Origin of the sequence: Litchfieldella anticariensis FP35 = DSM 16096 (assembly GCF_000409775.1) — a bacterium.
Taxonomy (GTDB): domain Bacteria; phylum Pseudomonadota; class Gammaproteobacteria; order Pseudomonadales; family Halomonadaceae; genus Litchfieldella; species Litchfieldella anticariensis.
The window spans coordinates 53,058-70,733 of record NZ_KE332392.1; the positions used below are offsets into that span (position 1 = coordinate 53,058).

Sequence of the window (17,676 nt, forward strand, 5' to 3'; positions counted from 1 at the left end):
TATGTCTCCATGGAGACATAGGCTTTTGTACGGTCTCCAGTCAGCCCTCAAGTGCCATGAATTTGTGCAATTCCAAGTCGGGGTAGCGTTTCGAAACACTGCGACAGTCGCTACGCGTTTCTTCGATGATCCAGTCGCGCACTTCCGTGGCTGCAGGGCTTAGTGGTTTTTTGCGCGAGTGGATCAGGTGGCATAGACGTTCGGTAGCGATAGCCATGGGAGTGGCGGGGACCAGCGAGCCGACCGACCGCGACGCCTTGCCCCAACAACGCCGCTTGCAGGACCACGGCATAATCGGAAAAGACCAGCGAATGTGCCGTGCCATGTGTTTCTTGATGGAACTGGGGAAAGTGCTCGAACCAATTGATTCGGCTGTCACTCAAGCTGATCAGGGTGGTCGTGTTCTCGCTGGTCGTTTCTTGCAGGTGTTGTTCACGGTACGCAGGGCTACATACGGGCAGTAATATTTCGGGGAGTATGAGAGCCGCCTGATGATGGACATCTTCACCGCTCACGAAGCGTACCCCCAGATCGACATCGTCCACCGAGCCTTTGACGGAGCCGGAAATCAGCTGAAAACGCAGGTCAAGGGACGGAAACTGTTCCTGTAGTTTATGCATGCGTGGCATCAGCCAATGCGTCGTGAAGGCGGTGGAAACGGAGAGTGTCACGGTCTCCAATCCCGTGCTGCGCGCACGAATCTCCTGAATTGCCGCTTCGATATTGCGAAAGCCATCCACCACACCCTGATACAGGATTTCGCCATTTTCCGTCAGTACGGTGCCTGCTGGCGTACGCACGAATAGCTTCGCTTCCAGATACTCCTCCAGAAGCGAGAGCATGCGGCTGACCGCCGGTTGGGTGACGCCCAACTCGGCAGCTGCCTTGGTGAAATTGCCACAGCGAGCGGCTGACTCGAAGACGAAGAGTGCGTTGGCGCTGGGTAATTGTCGGCGTAAGGTCGGCATAACTTCACGTTATGACAGTTCCAAGAATTTTGCAATTGCCCCGCATTCACCAATCTGCTGTACTCGGTTGCAACTCACGAATTCATAAGTATAAGACGAGGAATTTCATGAGCGAATACGAAAATGTCGGTGTGTCCATACGTTCGGTCAGCAAGCGTTATGGCAACACCCTAGCCTTGGATGACATAACCTTAGATATTGAGCCGGGTGAGTTTGTCTCGCTGCTGGGACCATCGGGCTCGGGCAAGACCACTTTGCTTGGCGCCTTGGGCGGTTTTGTGATGCCGTCGTCAGGGTCGGTATGGATCGGCGATCAGGACGTGACCTACATGCCGCCCCACAAGCGCAATATAGGTGTGGTCTTCCAGAGTTATGCACTCTTCCCCCACATGACCGTTGGCGAGAACGTGGCGTTTCCGCTGCGCGCCCGACGCTTGCCCAAGTCCACCTGGCCAGAACGGGTGCGCCAGGCGCTGGCAATGGTAGAGCTGGAGGGCTACCAGGACCGAGGCATCTCCCAACTTTCGGGCGGCCAGCGCCAGCGAGTGGCACTGGCTCGTGCCATGGTCTTCGAGCCACGCCTGATTCTCATGGATGAGCCCTTGTCGGCGCTGGACAAGCAGCTTCGCGAAACGATGCAGATCGAGCTGCGCCAACTGCACCGCAAGCTTGGCGCGACGATCGTCTATGTTACCCACGACCAGCGCGAAGCACTGACCATGAGCGACCGGGTGGCCATCCTCAAGGACGGCAAGCTGGTACAGATCGGTGCTCCCGAGACACTGCACAACGATCCCAAGGACTCCTTCGTGGCGAGCTTCATCGGTGACTCCACCCTGTTGCCGGTGACCCGGGTCGATGCCCACAGCGTCAAGCTAGGCAAGTTCACCCTGCACTCGGCCAGGCCTGTGTCCACGCACCCGGAGCTGCTTCTGGCAGTACAGACCGAGAAGCTGTTGATCGATGACGAGCGGCATGAGGCCGGCGTCAATCGCCTGAATTGCCGTGTCCGCGAGGTGGTGTATCAGGGCGACAGCTTGAGGCTGTTCCTCGAGTTGGAGGACGGAACCCACATCAGCTTGCGCCAGCCTAGCCATCACCTGGGCCAGCAGAAGATTCCACCGATCGGCGAAAGCCTGACAGTGGTCCTGCATCCGGAGGACACCATCATCGTGCCCCGCGCCGGATGCCAATACCCGGCGGCCAACGTCGCCTGACATCACCTCGAAGCACAAGAAACAGGAGTCATTGACGATCATGGATCTTTCCAATTTCAAGGTTCTGACGTTCGACGTCGTGGGTACGCTGATCGATTTCGAAACAGGTGTGCTGGAAGCGGTCCGTCGCATCGGTGGAAACGCTGCCCAGGACTTGAGCGACACGACCATTTTCGATGCCTATAAGCGGGGACGCGATCGTTTCCCAGGACGCTCGAGCAGTGCCATGGCGAATGTCTACCGTTCGCTGGCCGAGGAGTTGCAGCTGCCTGCCGATACGGATTCAGCGGAGGCCTTCCAGATGGCGGTATTCCGTTGGCCGGCGTTTGAGGATTCGGTGGCAGCGCTCAAGCGCCTGCGCAAGCACTTCCGGTTAGTGGCCATGACCAATGCCGATCGCACCGCCTTTACCTGCTATTCACACACGCTCGAAGACCCGTTCGACGACAGCGTGACCTGCGACGATACCGGGGTAGCCAAGCCTAACCCGCAGTTCTTCGCTTACAACCGTGGCCGTCAGGCAGCCAATGGCTACAAGTTCTCGGAAATCCTGCATGTCGCGCAAAGCCAATATCACGACATCGGCATCGCCAAGGAACTGGGCTACACCACCTGCTGGATCGAGAGGCGTCAGGGACTGCAGGGCTTTGGCGGTACGCCCGAGCCGAAGCAGATGACCAAGCCGGACTTCCACTTCCCCACGCTCAAGGCTTTGGCCGACGCCGTGGAGGGTGTGTGACATGAGTGGGCCGCTGCCGGGTGCCGGGATCGCCTCGTTATGGCGCGACACAGCAGACACGGAGCTCGACTTGCCGTGCCTGAATGGCGATACCCAGGCTGATGTCGCCATCATCGGAGCGGGCTATACCGGACTAGCGGCGGCCCACCGCCTGGCACAACGCGGCGTTTCACCCATCGTGGTGGATGCCAACCCAATCGGCTGGGGGGCCAGTGGACGAAATGGCGGCGTAGTATCGGCCAAGTTCCGCTTGTCGTTCCCCTCCATCGCGCAGGCCCATGGCATGGCGGTGGCGCGCATCATGCATCGTCTTTGTCATCAGGCAGTGGACGAGGTGGAGGGGTTGATTGATGACTATGGTCTGTCAGGCGCCCGATTTACCCGCTGTGGCAACCTGCGTTGTGCCCACACCGAGCGGGCGTTTCGCTGCATCACCGAAGAGGCCGAGTGGATGCGGCGCGAGCTGGGTGACGACTCGCTGCGTTGCCTGTCGGCAGGTGAGGTGGCGGAGGAGACCGGTTCTCATGCGTTCACCGGCGGCGTATTGAGTAGTGGCGTTGGTACGTTGCATCCACTGGGTTACGTACGTGGGCTGGCCGAAGGCCTGACGCAACGCCATGGCGAGATACTCTTCGAACGGTCCCCGGCAACCGGCATTCATCGCGAAAGTGACGGCGTTCGAGTCGTCACCACAAGCGGAGAGATCCGTGCACGACAGGCGATCATGGCTACCAACGCCTATTCGGATCTCACCTCGGTCAGCGCCATGATCAAGTCGCGCCTGGTGCCGTTCAGGAGTTCGATCATCGCCACCGAGGTACTGCCGACGACGTTGCAGGAGCGGTTGCTGGTCAATGCCAGGAGCTATGGAGAGACCCGTCGCATGATGCGTTGGTTTCGCAAGGTGGACGGGCGCTTCGTGTTCGGGGGACGAGGCGCGTTTGGTAAACGCGACTCGAAATCGGCTTTCGATGCCCTGCAGCGGGCCATGGTATCGATGTTCCCCGACCTGGCCGGTATCGATATCACGCATCGCTGGTCAGGCCATGTCGGCATGACGCTGGACGCCTTGCCTCATGTTGGCCGGTTTGACGACCGGCTGTGTTACGCCGCCGGTTACAACGGCGCCGGCGTGGCAATGTCCACGTTGCTCGGACGCCTGGCAGCGGATTTCGCCATTGGCGAGACGCCGGAAGTAGCGCTGCTGGAGACGAGCCGTCTCAAGGCTGTTCCGTTCTATCCCTTGCGTGAGGTGGGTATTCGTCTGGTAGCAGGTTGGTACCAGTTCCTTGATGCGGTCGGGCGCTAGGCGCCCCAAGCGCGCATCGACATATCAGCAGAAGCGGAGACTACAAGATGAAATATACGCAATGCTTGAATGCTCTGGTGGGGTCGGCTGTTGTACTGGCGGGAGCCTTGGGTACATCCCATAGCCTGGCAGCGGAGCAGATCACTTTCGTTTCCCAAGGAGGGGCTTATCAGGACGCCCAGACAGAGGCCATTCTCGATCCTGTCGCCGAGGCGTTGGGTATCACCATCCATCAGGACAGTGCGCCTGACGCCTGGCCAATGATTCGCACCCAGGGCACGACCGGTCAGGCGGTATGGGATGTCGTCGATACGCCGCCTCTGAACTGCATACGCGGTGGAGATCAAGAACTGATCGAGCCACTCGATTTCAGCCGTATCCCCAATGCCGAGTCGATGCCCGAGGCGTACAAGACTCCTTACTCCGTTGCCTATGAATTTTACTCCAGCGTATTGGCATACAATCCCGATGCATTCGACGGTAATCCGCCCCAGAGTTGGGAAGATTTCTGGAATGTCGAGGAGTTTCCCGGCAACCGCGCATTGCGCAATCACCCTCTGGGTACGCTTGAGGCCGCACTTCTGGCGGATGGGGTGGCGCCTGAAGACCTCTACCCGCTGGACGTCGACCGGGCCTTCGCCAAGCTCGAGGAAATCAAACCGCATATTACTACCTGGTGGACCTCAGGCGGCCAGTCAGCCCAACTGCTTTATGATGGTGAAGTGGACATGCTGATGATGTGGAACGGCCGGGTCAGCGCCATCATGAATGAGGGAGCGAGTGCCGATTTCACTTACAATGAGGGCATCCTCCAGACCACGCACCTTTGCATTATCAAGGATGCCCCCAACCTGGACACGGCGTTCAAATTCGTCAATGCCGCCATCGATCCCCAGTACCAAGCCAACTTGCCTCTCCATATCGACTATGGCCCGGGCAATCCCGCCGCTTTCGATACCGGCAAGATCTCCGAAGAACGCTCCCAGGAGCTACCTAGTTTTCCGGAGAATGCCGAGCGTCAGGTGCTGATGTCCTACGAATGGTGGTCGTCTCCTGAAGGTGAAGAAGCCGAGCGGCGTTGGCTCGAGTTCATGCAGCAATGAACGTGCCGGTGCTGCACGCCGTTACGGCGTGCAGCACCTGACGTGTCGTCTCCGATTTTCAGACAGGAGAAGTGTCTTGAAAGCCACCGCCGTCAATGATCGTTACGCTCCCATTAGCAGCATCGATCCCTCATCACGTCATCACCGCCGAGAACATGCACTGATGCTGCTGCTGATGTCACCAGCCGTGCTGGTGGTATTTTTGCTGCTCATCGTTCCTTTGACCTGGTTGATCGGGCAGTCCTTCTATGCCGAGGGGGTGCTTAGCCTGGAGCATTACCGTCGAATCTTCACTGAGGGGATCTACTGGAATACCTTCGCGTTGACGTTTCGGATTAGCATCATCGTGACGCTTCTGGCATTGCTGATGGGCTATCCGATCGCTTATGCCGCCTCGATACTTCCGCAACGTTGGGCAATGCTGGTGTTGGCTCTGGTCATCCTGCCGTTCTGGACCAGTGTACTGGTCAGGGCCTACGCCTGGTTGATCCTTCTGCAACGCTCCGGAGTGATCAACAAGACCCTGCTAGGAACCGGCGTCATCGATTCTCCCCTCTCCCTAGTGCATAACGAGCTGGGGACGATCATTGCCACCGTGCATATCCTGCTCCCATTCATGGTCTTGCCGCTATACGCCACCATGCAGAAGATCCCGCGCGACCTGTTGCTGGCCGGCGCCAGTCTCGGCGGCAGTCCGTTGCATGTGTTCCTGCGTGTGTTCCTACCGCTGTCGCTGAGTGGTGTCCTGGCAGGCATGACATTGGTGTTCGTGCTGTGTCTCGGCTTCTACATCACCCCTGAGTTGATGGGAGGCGGCCGCACGGTCATGGCGTCGATGTTGGTGAGCCGTAATATCCAGCTTTACAGCGATTGGGGAGCGGCCAGTGCGGTTAGCGTGGTGCTGTTGATATGCGTTCTGGCCATCTTCTACGTGGTCAGCCGCTTGATCTCCCTTGAGAAGATACTGGGGGTGAAATGAACAAGTTATCCCTGAGCCGAATTGTCTTTATCGGTTACGTTGTCCTGGTGCTGGTCTTCCTGATCCTGCCGGTCTTGGTGGTGATACCGATGTCATTCTCGGACAGCCGATTCCTGTCCTTCCCACCTCCCGGCTATTCAGTGCGCTGGTACGACACTTTCTTCAGCAATCTAGGCTGGATGTCGGCGGCCAAGACCAGCCTCACCGTGGCGATTGCAACGACGTTGATTGCTACGCCAGTGGGCGTGGCGGCGGCCTATGCCATCAATTGTTCAACACACTGGAGCATGCGTTACCTGAAGATCGTGCTGCTGTTGCCATTGATCGTGCCGATCATCATCGTCGCTGCGGGAGTATTCTTCATCTACGCCTTCTCAGGAATGTTGCATACCATTTCTGGCTTGGTCATGGCCGATGTGATGCTGGCGCTGCCATATGTCGTCACTGCCGTGACAGCGGGTCTGCACGGCTTCGATCAGACGCAGGAGATGGTGGCCAGGAGCTTGGGAATGAACCGCTTCCGCAGCTTCATGGCCGTGACATTGCCGCAGATCAAACCCAGTGTGATAACCGGTGCCATCTTCGCTTTCATACAGGCACTGGATGAAACCATGGTGGCACTGTTCATTTCCGGCGGTCAGAACCAGACCCTGACGGTACGCATGTTCACCGCGCTGCGTGACGAGATAGACCCGACCATCGCGGCTATCAGCACGCTGCTGACTGCCACCTCTTTTGCTCTGGTGATAATGATGGCAATGGCTCGCAAGCAGGCGTCGGCCCGTTGATCGCCGTTGGGTAGAAGATAGCGTCTGGCGGCAGTTCTATTCCAAGTGGACTCGTCGCACGGTAGGTCCTGGCCAGTCACGCGCTGGGTTGATGGGAGAATCTTGTCATGAGTTTCGTCTACAACGCTGACCCTGAGCGTGGTCGGGAGTGGCAGCGCCTGTTCGCCCTGCGCGCGCCGGATATCGACTTTCGCTTTTGGCCGGATGTCGGTTGCCCCGCAGACGTGCGCTATCTGGGCACGTGGGCGCCGATAGAGGATTTGGCCCGTTTTCCAAATCTCGAGGTGGTGTTTTCACTCGGTGCGGGTGTCGATCAGTTCGAGTTCGATAGCATCCCCTCTCGTGTGCCGCTGGTGCGCATGCAGGAGCCGGGCATCGTCACCACCATGCAAGAGTACGCCATCATGGCGGTACTGGCACTGCATCGCGATCTGGTCCATTACATTGCCCAGCAGCGAAAGCGTATCTGGGAGCCACGTCGGGTATTGCCGGCGGCACGACGCAGGGTTGGCATTCTGGGTCTGGGGCAACTCGGTGCGGCAGTCGCAGAGCGCTTGAGTGGTCTGGGTTTTGCCTGCCGGGGCTGGAGTCGTTCCCCACGTGACATTCCCGGCGTGGAGTGCTTTTCGGGCGAAAAGGAGCTACCGGACTTCCTTGCCGAAAGCGAGATTCTTGTTTGCTTGCTGCCGCTGACCGGGCTTACCCGCGGCATCCTGAATGCCGCACTGTTTTCCCAACTGCCGCGTGGCGCTTCGCTGGTCAATGTCGGCCGTGGCCCGCACCTGATCACGCCGGATCTGCTGGACGCCCTGGACTCCGGACAGCTATCGGCAGCGGTGCTGGATGTGTTCGACCCCGAGCCGCCACCGGAAGAGCATCCCATCTGGTCCCATCCACGAATATTGCTGACACCTCATGTGGCTAGCATGACGCAGCCGGAGAGTGCGATCGACATGGTGCTGGACAACATTGCCCGACACCGCGCAGGGCAGGAAATGCTCGGCACCGTAGACCGACAGCGCGGTTACTGATTCACCGATAACATATTGCCACGAATAGCGATCGTTGCGCCGCTCGTCGGCGCCCTTGTGCCACAACGACAGGATAACGACATGAACCAAGCGACATCCCTTCTTCGTCAACAGTGCTATATCGATGGCACTTGGGTCTCGGCCGCCGATGGCCGTACCGTGCCTGTTTACAACCCCTCGACCGGTGAGGCCATCGGCAGCGTACCCAGTCTCTCGGCACAGGAGGTGCGTAGCGCCATTCGCGCCGCTGAAGTTGCTGGCGCCTTATGGGCGGCGCTGACCGCCAAGGCGCGTGCCGTGATCCTACGTCGCTGGTTCGAGCTGTGCATGGAGCAGCAGGAAGCGCTGGCCCAGCTGTTGACCCTGGAGCAGGGCAAGCCGTTGACTGAGGCCCGTGGTGAGATCGCCTACGGCTCGGCCTTCATCGAATGGTTCGCCGAGGAAGCCAAGCGGGTCTACGGCGACATCATCCCCAGCACCGGCGAAGGCCGCCGCATCATGGTTCTCAAGCAGCCAGTAGGCGTGGTGGCGGCGATCACGCCGTGGAACTTCCCCAATGCCATGATCACCCGTAAGGCTGCTGCCGCCCTGGCGGCGGGCTGCAGCATCGTGATCAAGCCGGCCAGCGCCACGCCGTTCTCGGCTCTGGCGTTGGCCGAATTGGCCGAGCAGGCGGGCGTCCCCAAGGGGGTGTTGAATATCGTTACTGGGCAGGCCTCCGTGGTCGGCAACGAACTGGCCGATAACTCGACGGTGCGCAAGCTCTCCTTCACCGGTTCCACTGAGGTCGGCAAACTGCTCATGGAGCGCTGCGCCAAGACCGTGAAGAAGGTTTCCATGGAATTGGGCGGCAACGCGCCCTTCATCATCTTCGACGATGCCGACCTGGATGCCGCCGTGGCAGGGGTAATGGCCTCCAAGTTCCGCAACACCGGTCAGACCTGCGTGTGCGCCAACCGGGTGTTCGTGCAGAACGGCATCTACGATGCCTTCGCCGACAAGCTCAAGGCCGCCGTCGAGGCGCTGGCGGTGGGTGACGGCTTCGAGGAAGGTATCACGCTTGGGCCGCTGATCGACGAGCGCGCCGTGGCCAAGGTCAAGGAACATATCGGGGATGCCGTGGCGGGTGGTGCCCATCTACTGACGGGAGGCACGGCTCATCCGCGTGGTGGCAACTTCCTGCAACCGGCAATTCTCACCGACGTCCCCCGCGACGCCCTGCTGATGCGCGAAGAAACCTTCGGTCCGGTGGCACCACTGATCCGCTTCGACAGTGAAGAAGAGGCCATTGCCCTGGCCAACGATACGCCCTTTGGCCTGGCCAGCTACTTTTATACCCGCGACCTGGCGCGCTCCTGGCGTGTCTCGGAAGCTCTCGAATTCGGCATCGTCGGCTTGAACGAGGGCATCATCTCCAGCGAGGTGGCACCCTTCGGCGGCATCAAGGAGTCGGGCATCGGTCGCGAAGGCTCGAAGTACGGTATCGACGACTACATCGAGATCAAGTACCTGTGTGTAGGTGGTATTCGCTGATGTATCTCATCGGACAAGGATAATCGTCATGCATAACGCAGAACTCAAGCTACATTATGTCGTCAGTGGCGACGACGATAGTTGGTCGATAAGGCCTAGCTCGACAAGGTGATGCATGTCTGCCGCTTTCGTGCCGACGAGGATTTCGAGATGATCGTCCAGATACATGTCGAGGACGAGGGAATCAAGGTGCCACGAGGTGACGCATGAACAACAAACGTATCGGGTTTATCGGAACGGGACTGATGGGCGAGCCCATGGCGCTCAACCTGCTGGCAGCCGGCTATGAACTGCAAGCCTGGAACCGCTCCCCGGAAAAGCTGGACAGGATCGTGGCGGCCGGGGGCATGGCATGCGATACGCCCACCGCAGCTGCTACCGGCGTGGATTTCCTGATCTGCATGCTGAGCGATGGCCCGACCTGCGACGCGGTGCTGTTTGGCAGCGAAGACAAGAGTGCCGTCGACGCCCTGACGCCCGGCGCCATACTGATCGTGATGAGTTCGATTCCGGTGGAAACGGCCGTCGAGCAGGCCAGGCAATGTGAAGACCGCGATGTGGGCTACCTGGATGCCCCGGTATCGGGTGGTCAGAAAGGCGCCATGGATGCCACCCTGGCGATTATGGTGGGTGGTGCCAGTAAGACGTTCGATCAGGCGCAGGACGTGCTCTCTGTCATGGGCCGCACGGTGCATGTCGGCCCCGCCGGCACTGGCCAGCAAACCAAACTGGCCAACCAGATGATTGTCGCCAGCACCATTGCCACTGTGGCCGAGGCCTTACTGTTCGCCGAGCGAGGAGGGGCCGACCCGGTGAAGGTGCGAGATGCCCTGGCCAGAGGTTTCGCCGATTCGCCGATACTTCGCCAGCATGGTCAGCGCATGCTCGAAGAGAATTACGAGCCGGGCGGTGCAGCCAAATATCAACTCAAGGATACCCGTACCGCACTAGAGCGGGCCGAAGCGTTGGGACTGGAACTACCCATTGCACGTACGGCCGATGCGCTGTTTGCCGCCATGGTCGAGCATGGCGATGGCGACCTCGACCACAGCGGTTTGATGCGCGAGCTCAGGCGTCTCAATTCACAACCGTAGCGGTGCAAGGCCAAGGCCCAGCAACTGATTCTTCATAGAAACACCCCGAAGGTTGGATTGGGTGTCCAACTGATGTTGTGCTGCAAGCGATGAGAACAGGGAATGAAGTTACAACACTCTTGGTGGGTGGCAGTGGGCACTATGCTGATATCGGCCTGTAGCGGGGGCGAGAGGATGTCCAACGATTCCGCAGACTTGCTCTACGGCCGCTGGGCAGCCGAGCCGGCCTGGTGTGAGTCTGATGGTGAGGGCACACCGATTACCCTCTCGAAAGGGCGCTTCGAAGGACGTGAAAATGTCTGCGAGATGGAAACGTCTCCAGTGGGCGAAAGCGAATGGACGGCCGAACTGCAATGTTCGGGCGAGGGAATGGCCAGCAGCGAACGCCTTCGCATGCATGTCGAAGATGACGCCATGACGCTGACCTATCTCGACCGCGATGGTGCCGTGGTGTCACTCACGCGTTGCCCTTGATTCAGCGCAGTTGACTGTCCTTGCTGCCGCGTCGATTGTAGCCGCTGAACACGGTGCGTTGCTTGTCGCGCTCGCTCTGGCAGCCGATGCACAGGCGTACGCCCTTGATGGCGTCGCGGCGTGCTTGCGGGATCTCGTCGCCGCACTCCTCGCAGTGACTCAGGCTTTCGCCTTGAGGTAACTCGCTGCGCGCCCGCTGCAGCGCGTCCTCGATGGTGCTGTCGATCTGCTCCTGCACGGCACCGTCCCTCGACCAACCTCCAGCCATGATGTCGTCTCCTTCGGCTCTCGATGAGCCGTCTACCGATCCTGACAGTCTGGGCTATTCGAACGGTTCGGACCACTCCTCCCGGTCCCGTCTCGCCGGGCCCGGGGGAGCAAGTCGTTTCAATGACGTATTCAGCGTTCTTCAGGCAGGTTTGCGGCGCAGCTGGCGCAGCTCGCCATTCAGCGCTTTGATGATGGTGTAGCACATCAACAGCATCACGATAGAGAACGGAATCGCCGTCGCCGTCACCCCGGCCTGAAGCGCCGACAGGCCGCCGCCGAGAAGCAACACGATGGCGATCAATCCTTCCACCGTTGCCCAGAACATCCGCTGGGGCCTGGGAGCATCGATCTTGCCGCCGGCCGTGATGGTATCGATCACCAGGGAGCCGGAATCCGACGAGGTGACGAAGAAAATCAACGCCAGAATGATGCCAAGCGTCGACATCAGGCCCGTCAGCGGCAGTTCGTTCAGCATGCCGAACAGCGACAGCTCGGGGCTGTAATTGTCGATCACGTGGGCTTTGACCAGGCTGTTGCCGGGGTCGGCATAGAGCTGATCGAGCGCGATGCCACCGAAGACGCCCATCCAGATGAAGATGAACAGACTGGGAATCACCAACACACAGATCACGAATTCCCGAATCGTGCGCCCACGAGACACCCGAGCGATGAACATGCCGACGAACGGTGCCCAGCTGACCCACCAGGCCCAGTAGAAGACTGACCATGCTTGACGATAGGCATCATCGTCACGACCGAAGGGGGCCGACAACGGCACGAACTCCGTCACATAGGTCGAGAGCCCCGACCAGAACCCGTTCAGGCCCACCAGCGTAGGGCCGGCGAACAGTACGAAGAAGAAGAACAACACGGCCAGGATCATATTGATCTCGGAGAGCTTTTTCACGCCGCCCTCGAGGCCACGCCAGACCGACACCAGTGCCACTGCCGTTACCAGCAGGATAACGATGACCTGAAAGGTGGTGCTGATCTCCAGACCAAAGACGAAATTCATCCCTGCATTGGCCTGCTGTGCCCCGAGTCCAAGCGCCGTGGCCAGTCCAAACAAGGTGGAAAACACCGCCAGGATGTCGATCACATGCCCCCACCAACCCCAGACACGATCGCCGAGGATCGGGAAAAACGCCGAACGAATGGAGAATGGCAGGCCCTTGTTATAGGAAAAAATGGCCAGAGCCAACGCCATGACCACATAGACGGCCCAACCATGTATGCCCCAATGGAGAAAGGTGCCGGCAAGGCCCAGGGCAGTTGCTTCAGGAATGGCCTCCGGGTTCAGTTCACCATCAGCCCCGAAAGGAGAAGCAATGCCCAATGGCAAGGAGACGTTGGCATGATAGACCGGCTCCAGCACACTGAAGAACAACAGTCCGATACCGATGCCAGCGGTGAACAGCATCGCAAACCAGGACAGGTAACTGTGCTCCGGTCGGGCATTGGGCCCCCCCAGCCTGACCGACCCATAGGGCAGGACGACGAGCGCTATACAGAACAGGATGAAGAAATCCACCACGATCATGAAATACCAGTCCAGCGTCCCGGTAGAGAAACCGACAATGGACTGGAAAAGGCTCCCCGCTCTCTCCGGAAACAACAGGGTGAGAACTATGAAGACGATCGAAGCGAGCGCCGATACGATAAAGACTCGATTGTGTATGTCGAAGCCGATAGGCCCCAGTCGACCTTTGACATTGTCTTGGCCAACGATGTAATCCGTTTGCATGTCGCTAGTCATGGGAGGCGACACCGGGTCGCTCGGAATGTTCATGAGTACTTCTCCTTATTATAATACGATGTAGAACTTAAGGTTGTTGTCATAAGCCCACACTGTTGGAGTCATGGAATAACGGCAGTACTTTTCTCGTGTTTGAATTGTCTGTGTGTCATGGGGTTTCCTCTCATATTGTTATTGCTATTGGCTTGTCATGGTGGTGGTCGTTGTCGACGAGGCCCGCCCGTTGCAAGCGAGCCATGACGTCAGGCTTTGTCCAGGCCAGGTACAGTTTTCCGCCTCGGGCATGGCAAAGGCGTGCTTGGCGCTGGAGTAGATGGATGCCGCTCAGGTCGATGAAGTTGATGCCCGCCGCCAGAACCACCAGGGTTGGTTGGTCGAAACGTTCGAGCCGTCGGGAGACCGATTCGCAGGCACCGAAGAACAGCGATCCGTCGATTCTGACTACATTACAGCATGGCTCCTCCACGGCTTGCTGGATGGTTTGTGGAGCTTGTGACAGCGTGCATTCGACCACCGGCGGCCGGGTGGTGCGGCGCAGGTAGAGTGCCAACGAGGCCAGCACGCCGAAGTAGATGGCGATTTCCAAGGCCAGCAGCAGGGTGCTGAAGAAAGTGATCAATAGCACCGCCGCTTCCGAGCGGCTGATAGCCAGTGCCTCGCGAATGCTATGCCGATCGACCAGCTTGGCGGCGATCAGCAACAGCTGGCCGGCCAGGGCGGGCATCGGTATGTGGTGCAGCAGTGGTGCTGCGAGCAGCACGATCGGGATCAGGAACAGCGCGGATAATACCGCTGCCAGTGGCGAACAGGCTCCTGCACTGGCGTTGAGTCCCGCGCGGGTGAGCGACCCCGACGAGACATACCCGGAGAAGAAGGCGCCGCCGAGATTGGACAGCCCCTGGCCGATGAACTCCTGGTTATTATTCAGCCGCTCGCCCGAGCGCGCAGCGAAGGCCCGTGCGATCGCTGCGGTTTGGACCAATCCCAGAAGCCCCAGGGCGATGGCGCCAGGTGTCAGTAAGCGCAGGGTATCGAGGGAAAGGTCTGGCGCCGAGAGCGGGGGCAGGCCGGCCGGCACCTCAGCAATGCGCAGGATCTCGACTCGCTGCGGATCGAGCCAGGCGGCCAGCAGCGAGGCGGTCACGAGCGACAGCAGCATGCCCGGCCAGCGTGGCAGCCAGCGTTGGAACGCCAGACAAGCGGCGAGTGTGAACCCGGCGATCAGCACGGCATCGGGGCGGATGTCGCCGAGCCGTGCGAACAGCTGGGGCCAGACATCGAGAAAGCCGCTGCTCCCCAGGGGGGCTAGCCCCAGTGCATAGGGTAGCTGGCTGGTGGCGATGATCAGTGCGGCACCGGCGGTGAAACCCGTCACCACCGAATGCGAGACGAGATCGACCAGCACTCCCAGTCGTGCCAGGCCCAGCAACAGCTGGAAGGCGCCGGCAAGAAAGGTCAGCGTCAGCACCAGGGTGATGAACTCACTGCTTCCCGCCTCGGCGAAGGGGCGGAGGGTGGCGAACAGCGCGATCGACAGTGCCGCCGTCGGCCCGCAGACCATCTGCCGTGAAGAACCAAACAACGCAGCCAGAATGGCCGGGACGATGGCAGTGTACAGGCCATACTCCGGGGGTAGCCCGGCTAGCAAGGCATAGGCTACCCCTTGAGGCACGACCAGCACCGCACCAGTCAAGCCGGCGATGGCATCGGCACGCAGCGAACGCGAGGTCTGCTGCGGCAGCCAGCCGAGAAACGGCAACCAACGCTGTAGCCTGGCCGGTTGCCGGCGGAGGTCGGTCGGCGACGTCATCATGGCTGATCAGAAGAGACTACCGGGAAGCGTGCACGCCGCTCGAGATCGTCCAGGTCGATGGTGTTGCGCATGTATTGCGTGCTGGCATCGAATGCTGGCTGGTGATCCCAGGGGGTGACCTTGCCCTGCATGAGCGCGCGTGAGACCAGCTTGCGGCGTCGCTGGCTGGCAATCACCTCGTCATGCAGTCGTTCATAGTCCCAGCGGCTCGCGACCTCGTTGCGGAACTGCTTGCACAGATCCAGGTGCGCCGGGTCCTCGGCCAGGTTGTTGAGTTCCAATGGATCGGCCTCGAGGTCGAACAACTGGTCCGGGTCCGGTGCCGTGTGGACGAACTTGTAGCGTCCACGGCGAATCATCAGCAGCGGCGCTATGGCGCCTTCACCAAGGTATTCGCCAATCACTTCGTCGTGGCCACCGTTGCCGGTCAGATGCGGTAACAGGCTGCGACCGTCGACGGGCACCGCATATTCTGGAGCCTTGCCGTCATGGGCGATCTCGGCAAACGTGGGTAGCAGATCCATGGTCGATACCGATTCGCTGACCCGCCCTGGTGCGAAGTGCCCCGGCGCACGGATGATCATCGGCACGCGTGCCGAGTCCTCAAACCAGCTCATCTTGTACCAGAGGCCACGTTCTCCCAGCATGTCGCCGTGGTCGCCGGAGAATACGATGATGGTGTCTTCGTCGAGCCCGGTTTCTTTCAAGGCCTTCAGCACGGAGCCGATCTGATCGTCGACATAGCTGATCGCCCCGTAATAGGCATGGCGTGCGTTGCGAATCTGCTCGTCACTGACGGTGTCCTCGTCGAGCTGATAGACATGGCGCAGGCGCTTGGAATGTGGGTCCATCAGCTCGCGTGAGTAGGGCACACGAGGCATATCGATGTCGTCGTGGTCGTAGCGATCCCAGTACTCCTGCGGGATGGTGTAGGGATCGTGGGGATGAGTCAGCGATACGGTCAGGCAGAAGGGACGCTGCTCGCCATTGCGTGCCGGGTTGTTACGAACATAGTCGTAAAGAAAGCGCTTGGCACGGAAGGCGACCTCGTCGTCGAAGTCGAGCTGGTTGGAGCGCACGCAGGGGCCAGCCTGGGTGACCGAGGACATGTTGTGGTAGTAGGTTGGTCGGGTTTCGAAGTTCTCCCAGTCGACGAACCAGCCATAGTCGGCCGGATAGATGTCGGTCGTCAGGCGTTCCTCGAAGCCATGGAGTTGATCCGGACCGCAGAAGTGCATCTTGCCGGACAATGCGGTGTAGTAGCCGGCGTCGCGCAGGTAATGGGCGAAGGTCGGAGTGTCGGCGGAAAAGTCGGCGGCGTTGTCGTAGCCACCGATGCGCGATGGTAGCTGGCCGGCCATCAATGTGAAACGTGATGGCGCGCACAGTGGGCTGTTGCAATATGCCGAATCGAAGACCACGCCTTCCGCGGCCAGGCGTGACAGGTGCGGCGTCTTGACCAGCGGGTGACCGTAGATGGGCAGGGCCGACGCCGTCATCTGATCGGCCATCAGGAACAGGATGTTAGGTTGCTTGCGCGACATGGGGCCTCCTCTTGTTGTAGAAGCGAGCTGTAATTGCGGGTGCTCGAACCGCGTCTTGACTGGCTGTCGCAACAGTCTCTCTGCTAATCTCAAGGTCTGTAAACTCGGTAAATTTTTATGGGAGGCATTAGTCAAGCTAATGTCGTGGATAGCTAGGGCGGCGTCGCCCAACAGTTTGCGGGTGTTCGAGGCGGCGGCTCGGCATCTGAGTTTCACTGCCGCGGCACGCGAACTGCGCTCGACGCAGTCGGCCGTCAGCCAGCAGATACGTACCTTGGAAGAGAATCTCGGCTTGCCGTTGTTCGAGCGTATTTACCGTGGGGTGCAGTTGACCGAGGCGGGGCAGGCGCTTTTCGTCGGTGTGCAGGAAGGCTTTGCGACCATCGATCGCACGATCGACCGTCTCCAGCATCGGCATCGCCATCCGCACGTGAACATTCTCACCGACTTTTCGTTCGCGGCTTACTGGCTGATGCCGCGGCTGCCGCGCTTCCGTGAACAGCATCCGCATATCGACGTGCGCATCGTGACCAATCAGGGCGTTCTCGATTGGCGTACTCAGGAAGTGGACATCGCCATCCTGTTTTGCGATGAGCGGACTTTGGCGAGTGGGGTGCCACAGTTGTTCCAGGAAGAGGTCTTACCGGTCTGCAGTCCGGGCTTCCTGCAGCAGCATGGGCCGCTCGAAAATCTCGAAACACTCAGCGAGGCGCCACTTTTGACATTGACCGCCGAGCAGGGACAGAGCTGGCTGGACTGGCCGAGCTACTTCGAGCAACTGGCGGGCACCGGCTATCTGGGTTCGTCGGAACTGACGTTCAATAACTATACGTTGCTGATCCAGGCAGCGATCGCCGGTCAGGGTGTCGGAATGGGATGGCGAGGACTGATCGACGATATGCTCGACAGCGGGATGCTGGTCGGTTTGCAAGACCTCCGTCTGTGCACGCCGCGTGGCTACGGATTGATCGATGCCCGGCCGGATTCCCCTGGCGAAGCGAAACGGGCTTTTCAGGAATGGGTACTGGCCTGTGCGGAGGGGATGAGGGTCGAGTGAC

Annotated in this window: 16 protein-coding genes; 11 read left to right on the forward strand and 5 right to left on the reverse strand. The window is 59.7% G+C overall.

Going from position 1 to position 17,676, the window contains the following annotated elements; translation table 11 throughout:
• Positions 1-110: 110 nt before the first annotated feature.
• Positions 111-968, reverse strand: coding sequence for a LysR family transcriptional regulator (locus L861_RS15815; RefSeq protein WP_201766427.1), 858 nt, complete (start codon positions 966-968; stop codon positions 111-113).
• 107 nt (positions 969-1,075) lie between these two features.
• On the opposite strand from L861_RS15815, the gene L861_RS15820 reads away from it, so the two are divergent.
• From L861_RS15820 to L861_RS15865, 10 genes are all read left to right on the forward strand, one after another.
• Entirely contained in the window at positions 1,076-2,185 is a 1,110-nt protein-coding gene (locus tag L861_RS15820) for an ABC transporter ATP-binding protein (protein WP_016417636.1), read from the forward strand.
• 40 nt (positions 2,186-2,225) lie between these two features.
• On the forward strand, positions 2,226-2,924 hold the full coding sequence (locus L861_RS15825; protein WP_016417637.1) for an HAD-IA family hydrolase: 699 nt from the start codon (positions 2,226-2,228) through the stop codon (positions 2,922-2,924).
• 1 nt (position 2,925) lies between these two features.
• The gene (locus L861_RS15830; protein ID WP_016417638.1) at positions 2,926-4,233 is read left to right on the forward strand and encodes an NAD(P)/FAD-dependent oxidoreductase; all 1,308 of its coding nucleotides are present in this window, start codon (positions 2,926-2,928) and stop codon (positions 4,231-4,233) included.
• A 47-nt stretch (positions 4,234-4,280) separates the two neighbouring features.
• Complete coding sequence (locus L861_RS15835; RefSeq protein ID WP_016417639.1) at positions 4,281-5,336, forward strand: ABC transporter substrate-binding protein; 1,056 nt, start codon at positions 4,281-4,283, stop codon at positions 5,334-5,336.
• Positions 5,337-5,412: 76 nt separating this feature from the next.
• The gene (locus L861_RS15840) at positions 5,413-6,315 is read left to right on the forward strand and encodes an ABC transporter permease (protein WP_016417640.1); all 903 of its coding nucleotides are present in this window, start codon (positions 5,413-5,415) and stop codon (positions 6,313-6,315) included.
• Positions 6,312-7,103, forward strand: coding sequence for an ABC transporter permease (locus tag L861_RS15845; RefSeq protein ID WP_016417641.1), 792 nt, complete (start codon positions 6,312-6,314; stop codon positions 7,101-7,103). The genes L861_RS15840 and L861_RS15845 overlap by 4 nt, the downstream gene beginning before the upstream one ends.
• Positions 7,104-7,210: 107 nt before the next feature.
• Positions 7,211-8,134 (forward strand): 2-hydroxyacid dehydrogenase, encoded by a 924-nt coding sequence (locus L861_RS15850; RefSeq protein WP_016417642.1) that lies wholly within the window; start codon positions 7,211-7,213, stop codon positions 8,132-8,134.
• Positions 8,135-8,215: 81 nt separating this feature from the next.
• Complete coding sequence (locus tag L861_RS15855) at positions 8,216-9,667, forward strand: NAD-dependent succinate-semialdehyde dehydrogenase (protein ID WP_016417643.1); 1,452 nt, start codon at positions 8,216-8,218, stop codon at positions 9,665-9,667.
• Between the two features lie 206 nt (positions 9,668-9,873).
• Complete coding sequence (locus L861_RS15860; RefSeq protein WP_016417645.1) at positions 9,874-10,761, forward strand: NAD(P)-dependent oxidoreductase; 888 nt, start codon at positions 9,874-9,876, stop codon at positions 10,759-10,761.
• 174 nt (positions 10,762-10,935) lie between these two features.
• Entirely contained in the window at positions 10,936-11,235 is a 300-nt protein-coding gene (locus L861_RS15865; RefSeq protein ID WP_016417646.1) for a hypothetical protein, read from the forward strand.
• 1 nt (position 11,236) lies between these two features.
• Here the strand turns inward: L861_RS15865 and L861_RS15870 are convergent, their stop codons facing one another.
• The 4 genes from L861_RS15870 to betC all read right to left on the reverse strand — a co-directional run bounded on the left by L861_RS15870 (position 11,237) and on the right by betC (position 16,618).
• Positions 11,237-11,503, reverse strand: coding sequence for a DksA/TraR family C4-type zinc finger protein (locus L861_RS15870; RefSeq protein WP_016417647.1), 267 nt, complete (start codon positions 11,501-11,503; stop codon positions 11,237-11,239).
• A 141-nt stretch (positions 11,504-11,644) separates the two neighbouring features.
• A complete protein-coding gene (locus tag L861_RS15875; protein WP_016417648.1) occupies positions 11,645-13,294 on the reverse strand; it encodes a BCCT family transporter in 1,650 nt (549 codons plus the stop codon).
• Between the two features lie 130 nt (positions 13,295-13,424).
• Positions 13,425-15,074 (reverse strand): SulP family inorganic anion transporter, encoded by a 1,650-nt coding sequence (locus L861_RS15880; RefSeq protein WP_016417649.1) that lies wholly within the window; start codon positions 15,072-15,074, stop codon positions 13,425-13,427.
• On the reverse strand, positions 15,071-16,618 hold the full coding sequence (gene betC, locus L861_RS15885) for a choline-sulfatase (RefSeq protein ID WP_016417650.1): 1,548 nt from the start codon (positions 16,616-16,618) through the stop codon (positions 15,071-15,073). Before betC ends, L861_RS15880 begins: the two co-directional genes overlap by 4 nt.
• Before the next feature lie 139 nt (positions 16,619-16,757).
• Between betC and L861_RS15890 the strand changes: the two genes are divergently transcribed.
• On the forward strand, positions 16,758-17,675 hold the full coding sequence (locus L861_RS15890; RefSeq protein WP_021029214.1) for a choline sulfate utilization transcriptional regulator: 918 nt from the start codon (positions 16,758-16,760) through the stop codon (positions 17,673-17,675).
• The last annotated feature ends 1 nt before the right edge of the window (position 17,676 follow it).

Bases quoted from the DNA above. Each gene is read 5' to 3' on its own strand.
- L861_RS15830 (WP_016417638.1), top strand. From the start codon at position 2,926: ATGAGTGGGCCGCTGCCGGGTGCCGGGATCGCCTCGTTATGGCGCGAC.
- L861_RS15850 (WP_016417642.1), top strand. From the start codon at position 7,211: ATGAGTTTCGTCTACAACGCTGACCCTGAGCGTGGTCGGGAGTGGCAG.
- L861_RS15870 (WP_016417647.1), bottom strand. From the start codon at position 11,503: ATGGCTGGAGGTTGGTCGAGGGACGGTGCCGTGCAGGAGCAGATCGAC.
- L861_RS15825 (WP_016417637.1), top strand. From the start codon at position 2,226: ATGGATCTTTCCAATTTCAAGGTTCTGACGTTCGACGTCGTGGGTACG.
- L861_RS15820 (WP_016417636.1), top strand. From the start codon at position 1,076: ATGAGCGAATACGAAAATGTCGGTGTGTCCATACGTTCGGTCAGCAAG.
- L861_RS15855 (WP_016417643.1), top strand. From the start codon at position 8,216: ATGAACCAAGCGACATCCCTTCTTCGTCAACAGTGCTATATCGATGGC.
- L861_RS15890 (WP_021029214.1), top strand. From the start codon at position 16,758: ATGTCGTGGATAGCTAGGGCGGCGTCGCCCAACAGTTTGCGGGTGTTC.
- betC (WP_016417650.1), bottom strand. From the start codon at position 16,618: ATGTCGCGCAAGCAACCTAACATCCTGTTCCTGATGGCCGATCAGATG.
- L861_RS15880 (WP_016417649.1), bottom strand. From the start codon at position 15,074: ATGATGACGTCGCCGACCGACCTCCGCCGGCAACCGGCCAGGCTACAG.
- L861_RS15815 (WP_201766427.1), bottom strand. From the start codon at position 968: ATGCCGACCTTACGCCGACAATTACCCAGCGCCAACGCACTCTTCGTC.
- L861_RS15860 (WP_016417645.1), top strand. From the start codon at position 9,874: ATGAACAACAAACGTATCGGGTTTATCGGAACGGGACTGATGGGCGAG.
- L861_RS15845 (WP_016417641.1), top strand. From the start codon at position 6,312: ATGAACAAGTTATCCCTGAGCCGAATTGTCTTTATCGGTTACGTTGTC.
- L861_RS15835 (WP_016417639.1), top strand. From the start codon at position 4,281: ATGAAATATACGCAATGCTTGAATGCTCTGGTGGGGTCGGCTGTTGTA.
- L861_RS15875 (WP_016417648.1), bottom strand. From the start codon at position 13,294: ATGAACATTCCGAGCGACCCGGTGTCGCCTCCCATGACTAGCGACATG.
- L861_RS15865 (WP_016417646.1), top strand. From the start codon at position 10,936: ATGTCCAACGATTCCGCAGACTTGCTCTACGGCCGCTGGGCAGCCGAG.